This is a genomic window from Arthrobacter sp. SX1312, from assembly GCF_002929295.1.
GTDB lineage: Bacteria > Actinomycetota > Actinomycetes > Actinomycetales > Micrococcaceae > Arthrobacter_D.
Genome location: NZ_PJIM01000002.1, coordinates 1,053,185 through 1,073,171, shown reverse-complemented (window position 1 = coordinate 1,073,171; position 19,987 = coordinate 1,053,185). Strand labels below are relative to the sequence as shown.

The 19,987-nt window shown below is 71.2% G+C and carries 18 protein-coding genes and 1 tRNA gene; 13 read left to right on the top strand and 6 right to left on the bottom strand.

Translation table 11 applies throughout. The annotated features are described in order from the left end of the window. Nucleotides 1–136: 136 nt before the first annotated feature. The gene (locus tag CXQ92_RS12555; RefSeq protein WP_043441798.1) at nt 137–814 is read left to right on the top strand and encodes a Crp/Fnr family transcriptional regulator; all 678 of its coding nucleotides are present in this window, start codon (nt 137–139) and stop codon (nt 812–814) included. A 173-nt stretch (nt 815–987) separates the two neighbouring features. On the opposite strand, the gene CXQ92_RS12550 is transcribed toward CXQ92_RS12555, so the two are convergent. Genes CXQ92_RS12550 through CXQ92_RS17870 form a run of 3 tightly spaced genes read right to left on the bottom strand, consistent with a single transcriptional unit; the run spans nt 988 to nt 2,546 of the window. Continuing rightward, entirely contained in the window at nt 988–1,902 is a 915-nt protein-coding gene (locus CXQ92_RS12550) for an NUDIX hydrolase (protein WP_104168027.1), read from the bottom strand. Between the two features lie 3 nt (nt 1,903–1,905). Continuing rightward, a complete protein-coding gene (locus tag CXQ92_RS12545; protein WP_258069893.1) occupies nt 1,906–2,388 on the bottom strand; it encodes a RidA family protein in 483 nt (160 codons plus the stop codon). 2 nt (nt 2,389–2,390) lie between these two features. After that, nucleotides 2,391–2,546, bottom strand: coding sequence for a DUF4177 domain-containing protein (locus tag CXQ92_RS17870; protein WP_137370103.1), 156 nt, complete (start codon nt 2,544–2,546; stop codon nt 2,391–2,393). Between the two features lie 35 nt (nt 2,547–2,581). On the opposite strand from CXQ92_RS17870, the gene CXQ92_RS12540 reads away from it, so the two are divergent. The 5 genes from CXQ92_RS12540 (at nt 2,582) to CXQ92_RS12520 (ending at nt 9,763) form a co-directional block, all read left to right on the top strand. Next, nucleotides 2,582–4,843, top strand: coding sequence for a transglycosylase domain-containing protein (locus CXQ92_RS12540; protein WP_104168025.1), 2,262 nt, complete (start codon nt 2,582–2,584; stop codon nt 4,841–4,843). 61 nt (nt 4,844–4,904) lie between these two features. After that, a complete protein-coding gene (locus tag CXQ92_RS12535; RefSeq protein WP_258069932.1) occupies nt 4,905–5,792 on the top strand; it encodes a metallophosphoesterase in 888 nt (295 codons plus the stop codon). A gap of 113 nt (nt 5,793–5,905) precedes the next feature. Then, complete coding sequence (locus CXQ92_RS12530; protein ID WP_104168023.1) at nt 5,906–7,729, top strand: ABC transporter ATP-binding protein; 1,824 nt, start codon at nt 5,906–5,908, stop codon at nt 7,727–7,729. Next, nucleotides 7,726–9,588 (top strand): ABC transporter ATP-binding protein, encoded by a 1,863-nt coding sequence (locus CXQ92_RS12525; RefSeq protein WP_104168022.1) that lies wholly within the window; start codon nt 7,726–7,728, stop codon nt 9,586–9,588. The genes CXQ92_RS12530 and CXQ92_RS12525 overlap by 4 nt, the downstream gene beginning before the upstream one ends. 98 nt (nt 9,589–9,686) lie before the next feature. Beyond that, nucleotides 9,687–9,763, top strand: a tRNA-Pro gene (locus tag CXQ92_RS12520). Nucleotides 9,764–9,817: 54 nt separating this feature from the next. Here the strand turns inward: CXQ92_RS12520 and CXQ92_RS12515 are convergent. The 3 genes from CXQ92_RS12515 to purD form a co-directional block, all read right to left on the bottom strand. Beyond that, a complete protein-coding gene (locus tag CXQ92_RS12515; RefSeq protein WP_104168021.1) occupies nt 9,818–10,807 on the bottom strand; it encodes a hypothetical protein in 990 nt (329 codons plus the stop codon). Between the two features lie 297 nt (nt 10,808–11,104). Beyond that, nucleotides 11,105–12,004 (bottom strand): phosphoribosylaminoimidazolesuccinocarboxamide synthase, encoded by a 900-nt coding sequence (locus tag CXQ92_RS12510; RefSeq protein ID WP_104168020.1) that lies wholly within the window; start codon nt 12,002–12,004, stop codon nt 11,105–11,107. Then, on the bottom strand, nt 12,001–13,293 hold the full coding sequence (gene purD, locus CXQ92_RS12505) for a phosphoribosylamine--glycine ligase (RefSeq protein WP_104168019.1): 1,293 nt from the start codon (nt 13,291–13,293) through the stop codon (nt 12,001–12,003). The genes CXQ92_RS12510 and purD overlap by 4 nt, the downstream gene beginning before the upstream one ends. 105 nt (nt 13,294–13,398) lie before the next feature. Here purD and CXQ92_RS12500 point away from each other — a divergent pair, with 105 nt between their 5' ends. From CXQ92_RS12500 to CXQ92_RS12470, 7 genes are all read left to right on the top strand, one after another. Beyond that, nucleotides 13,399–15,072 carry a molybdopterin-dependent oxidoreductase gene (locus CXQ92_RS12500; protein ID WP_104168018.1) on the top strand — a complete coding sequence of 558 codons (1,674 nt, stop codon included), beginning with the start codon at nt 13,399–13,401 and terminating at the stop codon, nt 15,070–15,072. Between the two features lie 114 nt (nt 15,073–15,186). After that, the gene (locus CXQ92_RS12495; protein WP_104168017.1) at nt 15,187–16,191 is read left to right on the top strand and encodes an asparaginase; all 1,005 of its coding nucleotides are present in this window, start codon (nt 15,187–15,189) and stop codon (nt 16,189–16,191) included. A gap of 12 nt (nt 16,192–16,203) precedes the next feature. Next, on the top strand, nt 16,204–16,569 hold the full coding sequence (locus CXQ92_RS12490; RefSeq protein WP_104168016.1) for a sterol carrier family protein: 366 nt from the start codon (nt 16,204–16,206) through the stop codon (nt 16,567–16,569). Further along, nucleotides 16,566–18,125 (top strand): DUF2079 domain-containing protein, encoded by a 1,560-nt coding sequence (locus tag CXQ92_RS12485; protein ID WP_181033647.1) that lies wholly within the window; start codon nt 16,566–16,568, stop codon nt 18,123–18,125. Before CXQ92_RS12490 ends, CXQ92_RS12485 begins: the two co-directional genes overlap by 4 nt. Nucleotides 18,126–18,144: 19 nt before the next feature. Next, nucleotides 18,145–18,576 carry a hypothetical protein gene (locus CXQ92_RS18685; protein WP_258069892.1) on the top strand — a complete coding sequence of 144 codons (432 nt, stop codon included), beginning with the start codon at nt 18,145–18,147 and terminating at the stop codon, nt 18,574–18,576. A gap of 99 nt (nt 18,577–18,675) precedes the next feature. Then, complete coding sequence (locus tag CXQ92_RS12475; RefSeq protein ID WP_104168014.1) at nt 18,676–18,849, top strand: DUF1059 domain-containing protein; 174 nt, start codon at nt 18,676–18,678, stop codon at nt 18,847–18,849. An 11-nt stretch (nt 18,850–18,860) separates the two neighbouring features. Then, nucleotides 18,861–19,982, top strand: coding sequence for an EAL domain-containing protein (locus CXQ92_RS12470; RefSeq protein ID WP_258069891.1), 1,122 nt, complete (start codon nt 18,861–18,863; stop codon nt 19,980–19,982). Nucleotides 19,983–19,987 lie beyond the last annotated feature (5 nt).

Below are 19,987 nucleotides of genomic sequence, written 5' to 3'. Positions count from 1 at the left end.
CCGTGCTCCCGGCCTGCAATCCGGGCTCGGGAGACGTGTATCAGTCGTCACAACCGCCCGGGTACGGCAAGATGGACAGGAGACGACAGCGGGGACCGCCGCGGAACGACGCACGACAGACGCATCAGGAGAACTAATGGACATCGAGGTACTGCGCCGGGCACCCCTCTTCGCATCACTGGGAGACGACGTCTTCGCCGCACTCACGGACGAGCTGATCGAGGTCGATCTGCCCCGCGGGTCGTCGGTCTTCCGCGAGGGCGATCAGGGCGATCAGCTGTACTTCATCGTCTCCGGCAAGATCAAGCTCGGGCGCACGGCACAGGACGGCCGCGAGAACCTCCTCGCGATCCTCGGCCCCGGCGAGCTGTTCGGCGAGATGGCGCTCTTCGATCCGAGCCCCCGCACCGCGACCGCGACCGCCGTGTCCGAGACACGCCTGGCCGGCCTGAAGAACGAGAACCTGCGCGCGCTGCTCGAGACCCGCCCCGAGGTCTCGGCCCAGCTACTCCAGGCCCTGGCCCGCCGCCTGCGCCGCACCAACGAATCGCTGGCCGACCTCGTGTTCTCGGATGTCCCGGGTCGCGTGGCGAAGGCCCTGCTGGACCTCGCGGACCGATTCGGCCGGCCCGCCACGGACGGCATCCTCGTGGCCCACGAACTCACGCAGGAGGAACTGGCGCAGCTCGTGGGCGCTTCCCGCGAGACGGTCAACAAGGCCCTGGCCGAGTTCGTCCAGCGCGGCTGGCTCCGCCTGGAGGCGCGCGCCGTCGTCATCCTCGACATCCAGCGCCTGCGCCAGCGCAGCCGCTGACCCCGGGCGCCGGGGCGGTCTTCTTCCTCGTCTGAGTGCGCAGCTGTGGTGGGTATCGGCCACGCCGTCACCCACCACAGGTGCACGACGGACCTGAGGGGGAAGGGGTCGGGGAAGGAAGAGCCCGAGGGAAGGGCCACGGAGGAGGCGGGGAGAAACCCTGAACGACGCCGTCAGCGCCCGCGCTGGACCGACCCGCCCTCGGTGAGCTTGGGGCATTCGACCTGCAGCATGAGATCGCCGTCGCGCTCGGAGAGTTCCGGATGGTAGAGCTTCACGGGGCGCTTGTGGGAAAGGTACGCGATGCAGCCGCGCGAGGAGCCGATCTTCTCGAGGATGATCTCCACGGCCGGCACCGCGAGCTCGCTGAGCGTGCAGCCCACGGTGTTCGGCTGGCTCACCTCGTCACCGAGCCGGGTGGTGGCGCGGTCGGCCACCTCCTGGGCGGCCCAGCGCCACTCGCCCCAGACGCCCTTGCTCTCGAGGATGCTCGGTTCCTGGTTCACGGGCTGTGCAGCCGCGAAGTAGTGGGTGTCGAACCGGCGGTGGGCGAAATCCGGGGTGACCCAGTGCGAGAGCGGCTTGATGAGGTCCGTCCGGACGCCGAGCCCGCGGCGGCCGAGGATGTCCGCGAACCGGCACTCCCCCTCGTTGATGGCCTCCCGCGCCTTCATCCACTCCCTGGCCTGCGTGCCCTCGACCAGCGACGACGCGTCGGGCCCGGCCAGCAGCACACCGGTCTCCTCGAAGAGTTCCCGGATGGCACACAGCACGTGGCGCCGCGCCACCCGGTGGTCCTCGACGCCGAGCATCTTCGCCCACATCGACGGCGTAGGGCCGTACCAGGGGATCTCCTCGTCGTCGGACTCCTCGACACTGCCGCCCGGAAAGCCGATGACACCCAGCGGGGACTGCCCTCGCCGGTAGGTCAGGTACGTCTCGGTGCCGATCGCGCTGTCGCGCAACAGGACCACCGACGACGCCGGGCGCGCCTTGAGGGGTGTGCGTTCCCCGTGTTCGATCCAGCTCTGTGCTGCCGAACGCTGGTCCGGATGTACAGGGAAGAGCCTGGTGCTGAGACGGTCCACGGCCTAGACGAACTCCGCGATGATCTCGACCTCGACGGGAGAGTCGAGGGGAAGGACCGCCACGCCGACGGCGGAACGGGCGTGCACGCCCGCGTCGCCGAGCGCCGTGCCGAGGAGGTCCGACGCCCCGTTGATCACGCCCGGCTGGCCGGTGAACGAAGGGTCCGAGGCGACAAAGCCCACGACCTTCACGATCCGCGTGATGCGGTCGAGGTCGCCGATCACGCTCTTGATCGCAGCAAGCGCGTTCACGGCGCAGACCGCGGCGAGGCTGGTCGCGGTCGCGGCGTCCACACCCGCTCCGACCTTGCCCGAAGCTGGGAGTTTGCCGTCAATGAAAGGGAGCTGCCCCGAGGTGTAGACGTGGCTGCCGCTCACGACGGCAGGGACGTAGGAGGCGACCGGCGGGACGACGGCGGGCAGGGCGACCCCGAGGTCGGCGAGACGTGCTTCGACCCCCGAGATCACCGGATTCGCTGCGGACACAGCTAGCTCTTCTCCCTCTTGAGGTAGGCCACGAGGCCGTTGCCGTCGGGCCCGGGAACCACCTGGACGAGCTCCCATCCATCGTCACCCCACTGATCGAGGATCTGCTTCGTCGCGTGGATGATGAGCGGAATCGTGGAGTACTCCCATTTCGTCATGAAGAAAGCCTAGCGCGTGCTTGTAAACTGGAATAATGGCTGCGCGCAAATCACCCCTCTTCGACACGGCTACCACTCTCGGCAGGATCACTGCATTCCTCGGAATCAGCGGGCTTGCCGGTGTGCTCGCCGCGGGTCTCCTCGTACCGGTGGCCGCGGCTGCCGGCACCGGGGCGTCCGCCTCGATCCAGTTCTTCGAGGAACTGCCGGCGGAGCTGGAGCTCGAGGCGCTCGCCCAGCCGACGAAGATCCTGGCGGCCGACGACTCCCTCATCGCCACCCTGTACGAGGAGAACCGGCAGCCGGTCACCCTCGACCAGGTATCCCCGGTGATGAAGGACGCCCTCATCGCGATCGAGGACTACCGCTACTACGACCACGGCGGCGTGGACCTCGAAGGCATCTTCGGCGCCATTGCCAGCAACGTCTCGAGCGGGACGAGCCGTGGCGCGTCCACCCTCACGCAGCAGTTCGTCACCAATGTCCTGAACGACTCGGCCCGGCAGAACGGCGGGACGGTCACCCTCAACGGCGGCGGGAAGTCGGTGGGCGACAAGCTCCGCGAGATGAAGCTCGCGATCGCCGTGGAGAAGGAACTCTCCAAGGACGAGATCCTCGAGGGCTACCTCAACATCGTGCAGTTCAGCGGGACGAGCTACGGAGTCCAGGCCGCGTCCAAGTACTTCTTCAACGTGGACGCGAAGGACCTCAACATCCAGCAGAGCGCCCTGCTCGCCGGCGTGGTGAACGGTCCGACCTACTACAGCCCCACGGAGAATCCCGAGCGAGCGCTCGAGCGGCGCAACCTCGTCATCGACGCGATGCTCACCCGCGGCAAGATCACCCAGGAAGAGCACGACGCCGCCGTCGCGACGGACCTCGGGCTGGACATCACCCCGACCCTGAGCGGATGCGTCGGCGCGGACCAGGCGCCGTACTTCTGCGACTACGTCTCGCACCTCATCCTGAACGACCCTGCCTACGGCGAGACCCAGGAGGACCGCCAGAAGGTCCTCTTCCGGTCCGGGCTGACGATCAAGACCACGCTCGACGCCCGTGTGCAGGCCGCCGCGCAGACCGCCGTGACCGAGACCGCCAACCCGGACACCACGGACGGCAAGGTGGGGCACACGATGGTGAGCCTCGATCCGAAGACCGGCAACATCCTGTCGATGGCCCAGAACACCCGGTACAACCCGGAAGCCGGCTCCGGCAACACGGTCCTGAACTTCAACGTCGACCAGTTCGACGGCGGGGACCCCACCAAGAGCCTCGGCGGCGGCGGCGGCTTCCAGCCGGGCTCGACGTACAAGCCGTTCACGGTGGCCGCGTGGGTCGAGGACGGCAAGGCTCTGAACCAGTACCTCGACGGCAGCAAGCGGACCTACCCCCAGGGCGACAGGTGGGAGGCGAGCTGCGCCCGGGGTGGCCAGTTCGAGATCCAGGAGGAGGACGGCTACACGCCGCAGAACTACGGTGACACGAACTACCGCACCACCACGGTCCTCGACGGCCTCGCGCAGTCCCTGAACACCATCACCATGTCCAGCGCCAAGCAGCTCGACCTGTGCCGCATCCGCGACATCGCCTACGACCTCGGTGTCCACCAGGCCAAGAGCTCCGAGGGCGAGGAGGAGCGCTTCGGCTTCCAGCCCTCCGCCCTGATCGGTGGCGGTGGCGAGGCAGCACCCATGTCGATGGCCAAGGCCTTCTCCGGCTTCGCCAACGAAGGCGTCGTCTGCGACCCCCGCGCACTGACCGAGGTGACCGCGGTGGACGGCACCAGCTACCCCGTCCCGGCGGTCTCCTGCGACCGGAAGATCTCCCAGGACGTCGCCCGTGGCGTGAACTATGCGACGCAGGAAGTCATGACGGACGGCTCCGGCCAGCTGCTCGAGTACGGCGACATCCCGATGGCCGGCAAGACGGGCACCAACGACGCACGGTCACAGACCTGGTTCATGGGCTACAACTCGGGCATGGTGACGGCGAGCTGGATCGGCAACTGGCAGGGCGAGGGTCCCGACAGCTCGCTGAGCGGATTGCAGATCGGCGGCCAGGTCTACCCGGAGATCGACGGTTCGCTCATCGCAGGTCCCTCCTGGGCCCGCTTCATGCAGCAGATCCCCGGCCTGTACGAAGGGACACCCTTCGTCGATCCGCCGAGGCGCATGATCGACGGCACCCAGCGCGGCACCACGCCGGACGTGAACAACCGGGGAACTGGCACGCGCGGCTCCACCGGTGGTACCACTGGAGGAACGACCGGGAACAACGGCAGTGGAGGAAACGACTAGCGTGACATCGACTCAGACATCCCGGAGCGGGGCACCGCTCGGCTGGGCGGCGGGCCTCACCCTGACCGCCGCGGCCGCAACCCTGGCCTACGCTTCGACCGTCGAGCGCACGCTGTACGAGGTGAGGGAGGAGACCCTTCCCATCCTCCCGCCGGGTGCGACTCCCCTGCGGGTCCTGCACCTCTCGGACATCCACATGGTGCCGGGGCAGAAGTCCAAGGCCGATTGGCTGCACGGCTTGGCGAGCCTGAAGCCGGACCTCGTGGTCAACACCGGTGACAACCTCAGCCACCGGAAGGCCGTGAAGCCCCTCCTCGACGCGCTCGAGCCGCTGCTGCAGGTTCCCGGGGTCTTCGTCCCGGGCTCCAACGACTACTACGCACCGGCCCTCAAGAATCCACTGCGCTACTTCGCGGGTCCGTCGATCGCACCCAAGGAGTCCGCGCCGAAGGATCTGCCCTGGGCGGACATGTTCAGCGCGTTCGGGGCGGCGGGCTGGGTGGATCTCACGAACCGGTCCCAGTCGATCGGCTTCAGGGGCATGCGCATCGATTTCACGGGCGTCGACGATCCCCACCTCGATCGCGACCGGTACGCGCCCTATCCCTCCGGGAGCAGCACCTCGGCCGAGGCGCCGCACATCCGGGTGGCCGTCGCCCACGCTCCCTACCAGCGCGTCCTCGACTACTTCACGGCCGGCGGCGCGGACCTCATCCTGGCCGGGCACACGCACGGCGGCCAGGTCTGCGTCCCGGGCTACGGTGCCCTCGTCAGCAACTGCGACCTGCCGACCTGGCGCGCGCGGGGACTGACACAGTGGGAATCGGACGGGCGCTCCGTCCCGCTCAACGTCTCGGCCGGCATCGGGACCTCACGCTTCGCGCCGATCCGGTTCGCCTGCCGGCCCGAAGCCGTGCTCCTGACGCTCACCCCCGGAAGCGGGACCTAGCCGGCACCCGCCTGCTGCTTCGGGCCCCGGAGGCTGTGACCGGCATTACAGCCCCCGTGGCCTAGGATCGTTGCTGAGGGACACCAACAACCATCGATCACCGAAGAGTTGGCATGAAGAACCAGAACACACTGCGGGAATCGCTCGGCCGCCTGTATCCGCACGTCAAGCCCATCGTTCCCCGGCTGGTCCTGGGCCTGCTCTGCGCGCTCGGCGCGAGCGTCATGGCCCTTGCGATCCCCCAGGTGCTCCGCGTCCTCATCAACGACGCCCTGGCGGAGGGCGGGTCCGCGCGCACGGTCTGGATCGCGTCGGGCGTCGTCCTGCTCCTCGGCGTCCTCGAGGCCACGTTCGTGGCCCTGCGACGCCAGTTCGTCATCACCCCGGCGACGACGGTGGAGACGAACATGCGCACGTCCTTCTACCGGCACCTGCAGCACCTGACCGTCGAATTCCACGACCGGTGGGGCAGCGGGCAGCTCCTCTCCCGCGCGATGAGCGATCTCAACCTGATGCGGCGGTGGATGGCCTTCGGGCTCATCATGCTGGTGGTCACGTCGCTGACCGTGGTGATCGGCGTCGTCATCATGTTCTTCATGAGCTGGGTCCTGGCCCTGATCTTCCTCGCGGCCGCCGTGCCGCTGATGGTCTACGGCTACCGCTTCCGGACCTCCTACAGCCGTGTGTCCCGCAAGAGCCAGGACCAGGCCGGCGACCTCGCGACCACGGTCGAGGAGTCCGTCCACGGCATCCGGGTCCTGAAGGCGTTCGGCCGTAGCCAGGAGGCGCTCGAGGACTTCGAGGAGCAGGCCGAGGAGCTCCGCCGGACCGAGATCTACAAGGCGAAGTCCCTCGCGAACTTCTCCATGGTCGTCACGCTGCTGCCCGAACTCGCCCTCGGTGCGTCCCTCGTCGTCGGGGTGATGCTGGCCGCGAACGGCGACGTCAGCATCGGCGCCCTCGTGGCCTTCTTCGCGACCGCCGCCGCGGTGGCCGGACCCGTGGAGTTCATCGGCCCGCTGCTCGCCATGACCTTCACGGCGAAGACGGCCATCGACAGGCACTACGAGGTCATGGAGTCGGAGAACACCATCACCGACCCGGCCGCGCCCGTCCACCTCGAGGCGCCCCGGGGCGACGTCGTGTTCGACGCCGTCCACTTCCGCTACCCCGACGCGCAGGAGGACACCGGTGACGTGATCGACGGCGTCGACCTCATCCTGCGCGCCGGCGAGACCATGGCCCTGGTCGGGGTGACGGGGTGCGGCAAGAGCACGCTCCTGCAGCTCGTCCCCCGCCTGCACGACGTCACGGCGGGCCGCATCACGATCGACGGCGTGGACCTCAGGGAGTTCACCCTCGGCGAGCTGCGGACCCTCGTGGCGGTCGCGTTCGAGGACACCACGCTGTTCTCGAACTCCGTCCGCGACAACGTCCTCATGGGCTCCGACGCCACGGGCGCGGAGGCCGAGCGGATCCTCGCCGAGGCGCTCGAGGTCGCGCAGGCCCGGTTCGCGTACGAGCTGCCCGAGGGTCTCGACACGCTCATCGGCGAGGAGGGCCTCAGCCTGTCCGGCGGGCAGCGCCAGCGGATCGCTCTCGCCCGGGCGATCGCCGCGCAGCCGACCGTCCTGGTCCTCGACGATCCGCTGTCCGCGCTCGACGTCGCCACCGAGGAGCGCGTCGAGGTGGGGCTCCGCGCCATGCTCCGCGCCACCACGACGCTCATCGTCGCCCACCGTCCGTCCACGGTCGCGCTCGCGGACCGGGTGGCCCTGATGCAGGACGGGCGGATCGCCGACGTCGGCACGCATTCCGAACTGCTCGCCCGCAACGACCACTACCGCTACGTCATCGCCAGCCTCGACGACGAGGAGATCGCGCAGCTCGGACGCACCGTCCAACCCGTGCCCGACGACGAGGAGGCACTGGCATGAGCCGCACCACGGCAGTGCCCGGCGGGGCGCCGAAGGACGGGGACGGGCAGGGGACCACCTCCGCCGGTGTCCTCAACGAGGACGACGTCCTCCTCGACCGCGCGCAGAGCAGGTCCGTGCGGGCACGGTCCTTCCGCCTCCTCGGCTCGCTGATCCGACCCAACCGCCGGCAGTTCCTCTGGACCGTCCTGCTGGTCGTCGTCTCCCAGGCCGCGCGGGTGGCCGGACCGGCGATCATCGCGTTCGGCATCGACCGCGCCCTGCCCGCCCTCATGGCGGGCGATCCCCGCATGCTGTGGCTCGCCGGCGGCACCTACCTCCTGGCCGCCGTCCTCGCCTCGGTCCTGACGGCGGGCTACGTGCGGGCGACGGCGCAGCTCAGCCAGGCCATGCTGCTGGACCTGCGCGTGCGGGTCTTCCGGCACACGCAGCGGCTCAGCCTCGAGTTCCACGAGAAGTACACCTCCGGGCGCATCATCTCCCGGCAGACCTCGGATCTCGAGGCACTCCGGGAGCTGCTCGACACCGGCGTCAGCTCCCTGGCGTCCGGGGCGATCTTCATGCTGTTCACCGCCGTCACGATCTTCGCCCTCGACTGGCGGACGGGCCTGCTGATCCTGGCCGCGGCGGTCCCCATGTTCTTCCTCGCCCGCTGGTACCAGAAGCACTCGCAGATCGCCTACCGGGAGTCCCGCGTGGTGTCGGCGAAGCTGATCGTCCACTTCATCGAGACGATGACCGGGATCCGCGCGGTCAAGGCGTTCCGCCGCGAGACGGTCAACGCCGACCGCTACGACGAGCTGGCGGAGGACTACCGCCTGGTCACGGTCCGCTCCATCAACCTCAACGGCGTCTTCCAGCCCGGGCTCGTGCTGATCGGCAACGTGACCGTCGCCGTCGTCCTCGTCCTCGGGGGCTTCCGGGTCCTCGGCGGCACGCTCGAGGTCGGTGCCCTGCTGGCCCTGCTGCTCTACAGCAAGCGGTTCTTCCAGCCCGTGGACCAGATGGCCATGTTCTACAACTCCTTCCAGTCCGCCGCGGCGGCACTGGAGAAGGTCTCCGGCCTGCTCGAGGAGGTGCCCACGGTGCGTCCCCCGAAGCACCCGGTCTCCCTCCCGGACCCCCGTGGCGCCGTCGAGTTCCGGGACGTCGAGTTCCGCTACGGGAACGGACCCGTGGTGCTGCCGCGCCTGGACCTGACCATCCACGCCGGGCAGACCGTGGCCCTCGTGGGCCAGACGGGGGCCGGCAAGTCCACGCTGGCCAAGCTCATCGCGCGGTTCTACGACGTCTCCGAGGGCAGCCTCACGCTCGACGACGTCGACCTCCGCGATCTCGCGCCCACCGACCTCCGGCGGGCCGTCGTCATGGTCACGCAGGAGGCCTTCCTCTTCAGCGGCTCCGTGGCGGACAACATCGCCCTCAGCAAGCCCGAGGCCGGCCGCGAGGAGATCGTCGCGGCAGCCCGGGCCGTGGGCGCCGAGGAGTTCATCCTGGAGCTGCCCGAGGGCTTCGACACGGACGTCAACAAGCGCGGCGGCCGTGTCTCGGCGGGGCAGCGGCAGCTCATCAGCTTCGCGCGCGCGTTCCTCGCCGATCCGGCGGTCCTCATCCTCGACGAGGCGACGTCCTCGCTCGACATCCCGAGCGAGCGCCTGGTGCAGGAGGGCCTGCAGAAGCTGCTCGGCAACCGGACCGCCCTGATCATCGCGCACCGGCTCTCCACCGTGGCCATCGCCGACCGCGTGCTCGTGGTCCACGACGGCCGGGTCGTGGAGGACGGCACGCCCGCCGAACTCATCGGGGGCACGGGACGCTTCGCGACGCTGCACGCGGCCTGGAAGGACTCGCTGGTCTGACGCGTCCGGGCGGAGCGCGCGCCGGTTTTCCTCGCCGCTGATCCTCCGCTATCCTTGGACAGTTGCTGTTCGGGAGGTCCGCCTTCCGGGAGTGGCATCGGGGTGTGGCGCAGCTTGGTAGCGCGCGTCGTTCGGGACGACGAGGCCGCAGGTTCAAATCCTGTCACCCCGACCAGTGGACGGGAGGCCCGCCGGCAGCAGCCGGCGGGCCTCTCGCGTCCGGCCGCGGTCAGCGCGCGGAGACCGTCACCACCTCGTAGCCATCGGGATCGACGACGCCGAACTTCGCGTTGGCGAGTGCCAGCGTGCTGCCGAACAGGGCCACCGTCGTCGGCACCTCGAACAGCGGGCTCGTGATGACGTCCTCGACCTCGCCGCGGGTCAGGTCCTTCGACAGGTCGATCCGGCTGACCTGGTTGATCCTGTTCTGGACGGCGAACACGGTGTCCCCCTTGGCCAGGATGCCGTCCACGTTCGGGAGCGCGCCCGTCACGATGTCCGCACTGACGCCCGTCTCCGGGTCCACCGTGTAGAGGGCCTGGTTCGCCGAGTGCGCCACGATCAGCGTCCTGCCGCGGTCCACCGACGTGATGCCGTTGAGGTTGAAACCCGGTGTCACTGCCGCGGCCGGGCCGGACAGGGCGATCGTCTCCGGTTCCCCGAGCTCCCCGTGGTCGCCCACGGGCACGAAGTACAGCTCCGCGGCCTGGGAGTTGGTGAAGTAGGCGCCGTCCCGCGTGAGCGTGACGTCGTTGATGAATGCACTGCCCGTGGCGAGCAGGAGGTCGGCCACCTCCGCCCCGGTGTCGGTGTCGTAGACGTACGCCCGGCCCGTCGCTCCCCCCGAGACGAACAGCAGATCGTTCCGCACATCGGCCTTGAGGCCGACGGCGGCCCTGCCCTCGGGTGCGTCGATGAAGAGTTCCGCGGTCCCCTTCCGGAGGTCGCCGCGGAAGATGTCGCCGCGGCCGAGGTCTCCCGCGTAGAACGTGGACCCCTTGCCTCTGGCGATGCCCTCGGCGGAGGATGCGCCGGGCAGCGGGATGCTGGTGTCCTGCTGCCGATGGGAGGACACCGACGCCGGGGGAGACGGCGTCGGCGGTGCGGCCACGGCGCCCGCCGCCGGCAGCAGGACGGCGGTCGCGGCGAGGGCGACGGCCGCCCGGGCAGCGCGTCGGGTAACGGTCGGGCGGTGGGTGCTGTGCTGGGTGCTGTTCACGGTGCTCCTCGATGGATCGGCGCCGATCGTCGCCCTGAGGATCCGCACGGCGCGGGGTCGGATGAAGCTTTCGGAGAAAGCCGGGCCGACCGGCCGAACTGCAGATCGGACCGAGTCGACAACGATCCGCTCACGGGCATCGTCCCCGTGGTCCGGCGTGGCGTCGGCCGGTCGTTGCTTCGGACGCCGTCGTGCACGGGTTCCGCACCCGGAGGAGCGTGTCCCGGCGCGCCACACCGCAGAAGCAGGGGCCTACCCCTGAAGCCGGGAACGGCGCCACGTCCGGCGTGACGCGCCTCAGGCGAAGGTGCGGCCCGTCAGGCGCTCGTAGGCCTCGATGTAGCGGGCGCGCGTGCGCTCGACGACGTCGGCGGGCAGCGCCGGCGGCTCCGACTGCCGGTCCCAGCCGGAGGCGTCGGAGGTCAGCCAGTCCCGGACGAACTGCTTGTCGAAGGAGGGCTGCGCCTGCCCGGGGGCATAGAGGGCGGCGTCCCAGAAGCGGGAGGAGTCCGGCGTCAGCACCTCGTCACCGAGGGTGATCAGACCGGTGTACGGATCGAGGCCGAACTCCACCTTCGTGTCGGCGAGGATGATGCCGCGCTCCCGGGCGATCGCCTCCGCCGCGGTGTAGATGTCGAGGGTGAGGGACCGCAGCTGCGCCGCGGTGTCGTCGCCCACCGTCATGACGACGGCGTCGTAGGTGATGTTCTCGTCGTGCTCGCCCACCTCCGCCTTCGCCGACGGCGTGAAGAGGGCCGGCTGGAGCCGGGAGCCGTCCACGAGGCCCTCGGGCAGCGGCAGGGAGCAGACGGTCCGGGACTGCCGGTACTCCAGCAGCCCGCTGCCGGTCAGGTAGCCGCGGGCGATGCACTCGATCGGGTACATGACGAGCCGGCGGCAGATCATCGCCCGGCCCTCGACGGCGGCGGGCACGCCACCGGCGGCGTCGGACGCGATCACGTGGTTGGGGATGCCGGTGAGCCGCTCGAACCACCAGAGGCTGAGCTGCGTGAGCACGCGCCCCTTGTCGGGGATCCCGGTGGCGAGGACGTGGTCGTAGGCGCTGATGCGGTCGCTCGCCACCACGAGCACGACGTCGTCGCGGCCGTCCTCCGGCTCGTACAGGTCGCGGACCTTGCCGGAGTAGACGTGCCGCCAGCCCGGGAGGTCGGGATGCTCCGGTGCGAAGGTGCTCATGCCGTGGCCGTCGCGGGGCCCGTGACCGCGATCTCCGCGCGGGAGGCCTTGAGGGCGATGTCCGTGCGGAACTGCCCGCCCGCGAGGTCGATCCGGCCGAGGCTCTCGTACGCGGTGGCCCGCGCGTCCGCCAGGGAGTCCCCGACCCCGACGACGGCCAGCACCCGGCCGCCGGAGCTCACCACCTTGCCGTCCCGCAGGGCGGTGCCGGCGTGCAGGACGTGCGCGCGCTCCACCTGCGCGGCCCTCTTCAGCCCGCGCACGCGCCGGCCCGTGACCGGGGCGTCGGGGTAGTTCTCGGAGGCGAGCACGACGGCGACAGCCGTCTCGGGCGACCAGTTGAGCGGGTCGATCTGGTCGAGGGCGCCCTTGGCTGCGGCGAGCAGCACCCCGCCCAGCGGTGTGGTCAGGCGCGCGAGGACGGCCTGCGTCTCCGGGTCCCCGAACCGTGCGTTGAACTCGATGACGCGCATGCCGCGCGATGTGAGTGCCAGGCCGACGTAGAGGACGCCCGCGAAGGGCGTGCCGCGGTGCGCCATCTCGTCGATCACGGGCTGCGCCACGCGCGTGATGACCTCGTCCACGAGGCCGGCGGGCACCCACTCGAGCGGCGAGTAGGCGCCCATGCCGCCCGTGTTGGGGCCCTGGTCGCCGTCGTGGATGCGCTTGAAGTCCTGCGCGGGTGCCAGCGGGACCACGGTGCGGCCGTCGGAGAGGACGAACAGCGAGACCTCGGGTCCGTCGAGGTACTCCTCGATGACCACGGTGCCTCCCGCCGCGAAGCACGCGGACGCATGGGCGCGGGCCTCGTCGAGGTCGTCGGTGACGACCACCCCCTTGCCGGCGGCGAGCCCGTCGTCCTTCACCACGTAGGGCGCGCCGAACGAGCAGAGCGCCGCGTCGGCCTCCTCGTCCGTCGCGGCGACGCGGGCCATCGCGGTCGGCACGCCGGCGGCGGCCATGACCTGCTTGGCGAAGGCCTTGGAGGCCTCGAGCTGCGCGGCGGCCCGCGTCGGCCCGAAGACGGGGATCCCGGCGTCGAGCAGGGCGTCCGCGACGCCGGCGGCGAGCGGGGCCTCGGGTCCGATCACCACGAGGTCGGAGCCCAGCCGACGGGCCAGGCCGACGACGACGGCGGGATCGTTCGCGTCGATGTCGTGGGTGGGGACGTCCCCGGCGATCCCGGCGTTGCCGGGGGCGGCCTGCACCTCCCGGACGAAGGGATCGGCCAGCAAGGCCCGGACGATGGCGTGTTCGCGGCCTCCGGGGCCCAGTACAAGAACCTTCACAGTAGGACAGCGTACTGGAGGGGCTACCGGCCGGACACAGGGACGGCTCCTGTTACGGCGACCCGCGCCACCCATACGGTCTCCGGACCTCTCCGAATACTTCCCATGAGCAACCTCTCGACGTCCCGCCGCGGCCTCCCCCTGCTGGCCGCGCTCGCCGGCATCATCGCCGCCGGCGTGGTGCTCGGCGTCGCCGAACTCGCCGGGGCCTTCTTCCGGGCGAGTGCCACCCCCGTCATCGCCATGGGATCCACCTTCATCGACTTCACCCCGCCGTGGATGAAGGACTTCGCCATCGCGACGTTCGGGACCGACGACAAGCTCGCCCTGCTCGTCGGCATGGGCATCACGATCGTGCTGCTGGCGGCCGCCCTCGGCATCGTGGCGTTCCGGCGGTGGGCGCTCGGCGTCGTCGGGGTGCTGTTCATGGGGGCCGTCATCCTGGCCTGCGTCCTCACCCGGGCCGGTGCCGCCCTGCCCGATGCCCTCCCGACGGCCGTCGGCACCGCCGCGGGCCTGCTGGCGCTGCGGCTGCTGATCGCCCGCCTGCGGCACGCGGCCGTCGTTCCCTCGCCCGACGGTCCCGCGTCGGGGGACGCCGCCGGCCGGCCGGCCGTCGCGGAGGCCGATGGGACCGACCGGGACGACGGCGCACGCACCGGGGCCGTCGCGGTCGCACCACCGATCGCCGGTGCACCGGGCGCGGGCACGACCTCGCGCCGCGGGTTCTTCGCCGCCGCAGGCGTGACCGCCGTCGTCGCTGCCGTGGCCGCCGGCGGGGGCCGGCTGCTCGCGGGGGCGCGCAACGACGTCGCCGCGCTCCGGGACAGCCTGCAGTTCCCGGCTCCGGCCAGTCCCGCGCCGGCGCTGCCCGCGGGCGTGCAGTCGCCCGTGGCGGGCGTGACACCCTTCGTCACCCCGACCGGCGACTTCTACCGGATCGACACGGCGCTCAGCGTCCCGCAGCTCACCACCGACGACTGGGTGCTCCGCGTGCACGGCCTGGTGGAGGAGGAGTTCGAGCTCACGTTCCAGGACCTCCTGGACGCCGATCTCGTCGAACGCCACATCACCCTCACCTGCGTCTCCAACCCCGTGGGCGGCTACCTCGCCGGGACCGCGAAGTGGCTCGGCTACCCGCTGCGCGACGTCCTCGCCCGGGCCCGGCCGCTCGACGGTGCGGACATGGTCCTGTCCACGAGTTCGGACGGCTTCAGCGCCTCCACTCCCCTGCCCGTGCTGCAGGACGACCGCGACGCCATCCTCGCCGTCGCCATGAACGGCGAGCCGCTGCCCGTGGAGCACGGCTTCCCGGTCCGCATGGTGGTCCCCGGCCTGTACGGGTACGTCTCGGCGACCAAGTGGGTCGTGGACCTGGAGGTCACGCGCTTCGCCGACCGGACGGCGTACTGGACGGACCGCGGCTGGTCCGAGCGGGGGCCCATCAAGACGATGGCGCGCGTGGAGGTCCCGAGGTCCTTCGCGCAGGTGGACGGCGGCGCCGTGATGCTCGGCGGCGTCGCCTGGTCCCAGCAGCGCGGCATCACCGCGGTCGAGGTCTCGATCGACGGCGGCGACTGGGAGGCCGTCACGCTCGCCGCCGAGGCCTCCGTGGACACCTGGCGCCAGTGGTCGCACGAGGTCTCCCTCGAGTCCGGGCTGCACACGGTCAGGGCGCGGGCCACGGACGCCGTCGACGGCCTCCAGACCGACGAGCGCGCGGACACCGTCCCCGACGGCGCGTCCGGCTGGCAGTCGGTGCAGTTCACCGTGACGTAGCCGCCGGCAGCTCCCCGACCTGCGCCCACCGGATGACCGTCCTCTCCGGTGGGCGCAGCCATGTCGACGGAGGATCCCCGCGGGTCGCCGCAGCGGATAGGGAATACTGGGACCATGCCCTCCACTTTCACTACGGCTGACGCCGTGGACTTCGCCGTCCTCGAACGCAACGGTTTCATCGAGTCCCGCCACGTGGGGGCCGCCGTCGTTCTCGCCGCCGACGGCTCCGTGGTCACCGGGCTCGGGGACATCACGAGCCCGATCTTCCCGCGGTCCACGCTCAAACCGTTCCAGGCGCTGGCCAGCATGAAGGCGGGGGTCCCGCTGCGCGGACCGCAGGTGGCCCTCGCGGCGGCCAGCCACGTGGCCAGCAGGGAGCACATGGACGTGGTGAGGACCATGCTCGACGCCGCCGGCGTCACCGAGGACCACCTGCAGTGCCCTGCGGACTGGCCGCAGGACGAGGAGGCCCGCAACGAACTCGTCCGCGGCGGCCTGGGCAAGCAGCGCATCGCCTTCAACTGCTCCGGCAAGCACGCGGCGTTCCTGTGGGCCTGCACGGAGAACGGCTGGGACACCGCCACGTACCTCGACCCCACCCACCCGCTGCAGCGCTCCGTGGCCTCCGTCATCGAGGAGTACACGGAGGAGTCCGTCTCCGCCTGGGGCGTGGACGGGTGCGGCGCGCCCGTCGCCGCCGTCTCGCTCACGGGCCTCGCCCGCGGGATCGGGAAGATCGCGAAGGCACCGTCGGACAAGCACGCGGACGCGCGGGCGGCGACGATCGCCACCGCGATGCTGGACTACCCCTGGGCCGTGCACGGCGCCGGCATGGAGAACTCCGTGGTCATGGAGGATCTCGGCGTGCTCGCCAAGAGCGGCGCCGAGGGCGTCCTCGTCCTCGCCGCCCCGACCGGCGCGACCCTGGCCCTGAAGGTCCTCGACGGCAACGCCCGCGCGGCGACCCTGGTGGGCCTCACGCTCCTCGCGGCATCCGGTGCGATCGACGCCGAGAAGGTCGGGGCCACCCTCGAGAAGGTCGTCTCCCCGGTCCTCGGCGGGGGCCGCTCCGTGGGCAGCCTGCGCCTCGCCGCCCCCGTCCTGGCCCTGCTCGACTAGGCGCGGCAGCGCATGGCACGACGACGCATCACCGGTGAGGACGGCCACCGCGCCCTGGCACAGGTGGCCGACGGCTCGGCCGGCCGCTCCGAACTCGCCATGGCGGTACGGTTCACCCTCGAGGAACTCGCGGAGCTCGCCCCCGGCAACAGCGTCGAGGTGCGGGTCCCTCCCTTCGGCGTCACCCAGTGCGTCGAGGGGCCCCGCCATACCCGGGGTACGCCTCCGAACGTGGTGGAGACCGATGCCACCACCTGGTTGGCGCTCGTCACCGGGGCCGTCGCGTGGCCGGACGCCGTGGCGGCGGGCAAGGTGGCGGCCTCCGGCGGGCGCGCCGACCTGAGCGCCTGGCTGCCCGTCGTCGGGCGCCGCCCGTGACCGGTGACGCCCCGAGCGCCGGCCTGACGCCGCAGGTGGGCCCAGCGCAGGTGGGCCCGGTGCCCGGTGCCGGATCGGCGCCGCGCCGGACGACGGCGTCCCGCAGCAGACACGCCGTCGACCCGGACCGGGAACCGGAGCGGCGGGATCGCCCCGCCACCCTCCGCGGGCGCTCGGCCGCGGCGATCCGCCGGCAGCCGCCCGGCGCCTGGCTGACGGGTGTCGCTGCCGCCCTCCTCTACACCGTCTTCTCCGTCACCCAGTGGAACCGGCTGGAGTCGCCGTCCTGGGATCTCGGGATCTTCACGCAGCTCGCCAAGGCCTATGCGGGCGCCGGTGCCCCGATCGTCCCCATCAAGGGCGAGGACTTCAACCTCCTGGGTGACCACTTCCACCCGCTGCTCGTGCTGCTGGGACCCGCGTACGCGGTCGCGCCGTCGGGCCTGACCCTCCTGATCGTGCAGAACCTGCTCCTCGGGCTGTCCGTGGCGGTCGTCGCGCGCACGGGCATGCGGCTCCTCGGGTCCGCCGCCGGGATCGCCGTCGGGATCGCCTATGCGCTGTCCTGGGGGCTGCAGTCCGCCGTCGCCGCGCAGTTCCACGAGATCGCGTTCGCCGTGCCGCTCCTGGCCCTCAGCCTCGAAGCCGTGCTGGCGCGGCGCGTGCTGCCCGCCGTCCTCTGGGGCGGCCTCCTCGTCTTCGTGAAGGAGGACCTCGGGCTCACCGTGATGGCCCTCGGGCTGGTCGTCGCGTGGCGGCTGCGGGCGGTCGCCGGCCTGTGGCTCGCGGTGTGGGGGGCACTGTGGCTGGTCCTCTCCGTGCGCGTGATCCTGCCGGCGCTCAACGCCGCCGGCCAGTACGACTACTCGGACCGGATCGACGCCGGTGCGATGATCGCGGACCCGGCCGGCGCCGTCGTCGGCCTCCTCACCGGCACCGCGAAACACGAGACGCTCCTGCTGCTCCTGCTCGCCGGCGGCGTCCTGTTCCTGCGCTCGTCGCTGAGCCTGGTCCTCCTGCCCACCCTGCTGTGGCGGTTCGCCTCCGGCCAGGAGGGGTACTGGGGGCCGGAGTGGCACTACAGCGCGGTCCTCATGCCCGTGCTCTTCCTCGGCCTGGTGGACGGCGTGCACTCCCTCCGGAGCGACCGCCGCCGCTGGGTGCGGTCCGCCGCGCTGCTGGGGGTGCCCGCCGCCGTCGCCGCCTGCCTGGTCCTGCTGCCGGGCCAGAAATTCGCCGTCCTCGCGGAGGCGGACACGTATCGTCAGTCCGCGCGCTGGGACGCCGCCCACCGCATGATGGGCCTCATCCCCGAGGGTTCCACGGTGGAGAGCGGCGTGGTGCTCATGGCGTACCTCGTGCCGGAGACGCGCGTGTACTGGCTCGGCAACACGAACCCCGCGCCCGACTACCTGATCGTCGACGCCGACGACTGGAGCTGGGGTGCCACCCGCCCGGCCGACGCCGAGGCCCACGCCGAGCAGCGGTTCCCGGGAACGGACTACACCCCGGTGTTCGACGAGGCGGGCTACCAGCTCGTGCGGCTGGAACGCTGACGCCCGGTAGCCTTAAAGCATGACCTCCGAGCAGCCGCACACCTCCCCCGACCAGCCGGACCAGCGGGGCGACGATCAGGCACCCGCGGACGCTCGGCCCGTCCCGGCGGACCGACCGGCCGATCTCCCGGACACACCGGTCCGCGACGTCCCGCCCGCGGACGCGCCGCCGCTCACACCGGCCGTCCGCGAGGTGACCGTCCGCCGGGCGCCGAAGTTCGTGCCCTTCATGGCGGTCGGCGCGATCCTCGGTTTCCTCGCGGCCCTGGTGCTCGCCTACACCGGCCCGGAGGATCCGACCCTCACGCGCGAGTCCGTCCTCGGGTTCTTCACCGTGGCCTTCGCCCTGCCCGGGCTGCTCCTCGCCGCGCTGCTGGTGCTCGTCATCGACCGCCGCAGCATCAGGCGCGCCGAGCGGGCGCGGGCGGAGCGCACGGACGACGACGCCTGAGACCCTCCACCGGCGGATGCCGCTGCTTACACCCCGGGCCGGGGTGACGACAGTAAGGCGTGATGGGGGAGCCATCGAGCGGGAGAAGAGGACTGTGCCATGAAGCTATTCGCATGTGGAGATGTCGTACCGGGCTGCGACGCCCGCTGGATCTGCAGCACGGAGGATGACATCCTCGCCGCGGTGGGGGCCCACGCCGCCTCGGCCCACGGCCTGACGGAGATCACGCCCGAGCTCGTCGGCGCGGTCCGCGGCAGCATGGCCACCGCCTGAGCCCGCTCCCGGTGGAGCCCCTCGACCGGACGGTGGCCGCGCGGGAGTCCGCCGAGCTGGCCGCCGCGTGCCTCGGTGAGGGGATCACCTCCGCCTACCAGCCCATCATCGACACCGCCCGCGGCACGGTGGTCGGTTACGAGGCCCTCGTCCGCTTCCCGGCGTACGGCGAGAAGGATCCCGAGGCGTGGTTCGCCCGGGCGCGGCGCGCGGGGCGTGCGGCGGACCTCGAAGCGGCGGCGCTCCGCAGCGCCTTCGTGCACCGGGGAACGCTCCCGCCGAACTGCTTCCTCACCGTGAACGTCTCGCCCGCCCTGCTCGCCTCACCCGAGGTGCGGCAGGTCTGGGCCGACCAGGGGCCCCTCGGCGGCGTCGTCGTGGAGCTGACGGAGCAGACACCCATCGATTCCTACCTCCACCTGGAACCGCACCTGAACGCCCTGCGTGCGGCCGGTGCCATGATCGCCGTCGACGACGCCGGGTCCGGTTACGCGGGCCTGCAGCACCTGCTCGCGCTGCGGCCGGCCATCATCAAGATGGACCGCGAACTGGTGCGCGGCATCGACACGGACGAGGCCAAGCGTGCCCTGATGGAGATGATCGGACTCTTCGCCGGCAGGGTCGACGCCTGGATCCTCGCGGAGGGCATCGAGCGGATCGAGGAACTCGACACCCTGACCGCCCTCGGGGTCCCGCTCGTGCAGGGGTACCTGCTGGGCCGGCCCGCGCCGCCCTGGCAGGGCCTCGACCTCGACCTCGCGCTCCGTCTGTCCACCCGGGCGCGCGATGCCACCGCGTCGACGGTCCGCGGCGTCGTCGAACCGGCGCCGACCGCACCCTCCCCCGGCGCGGCGGCGGCCCTGTTCACGAACGACCCGGACCTCACCGACGTCGTGCTCCTCGACGGGCGGAGACCGCGGGCGGTGCTCACCGAGGAGGCGGCCCGCCTGGGAGTCGTCACCACCGGCCTGGTCGTCAACGTGGACACCCCGATCGACGAGGCCCTCGCCCGCTCCGTGACCCGGGAGGCCGGCTCCCGCTTCGCTCCGCTGCTGGTGACCGACAACGCGGGGCGATTCGTCGGGATCGCCCGGATGGAACGGCTGATCGGGAAGCTGGCCAGCACGAAATGAACGGG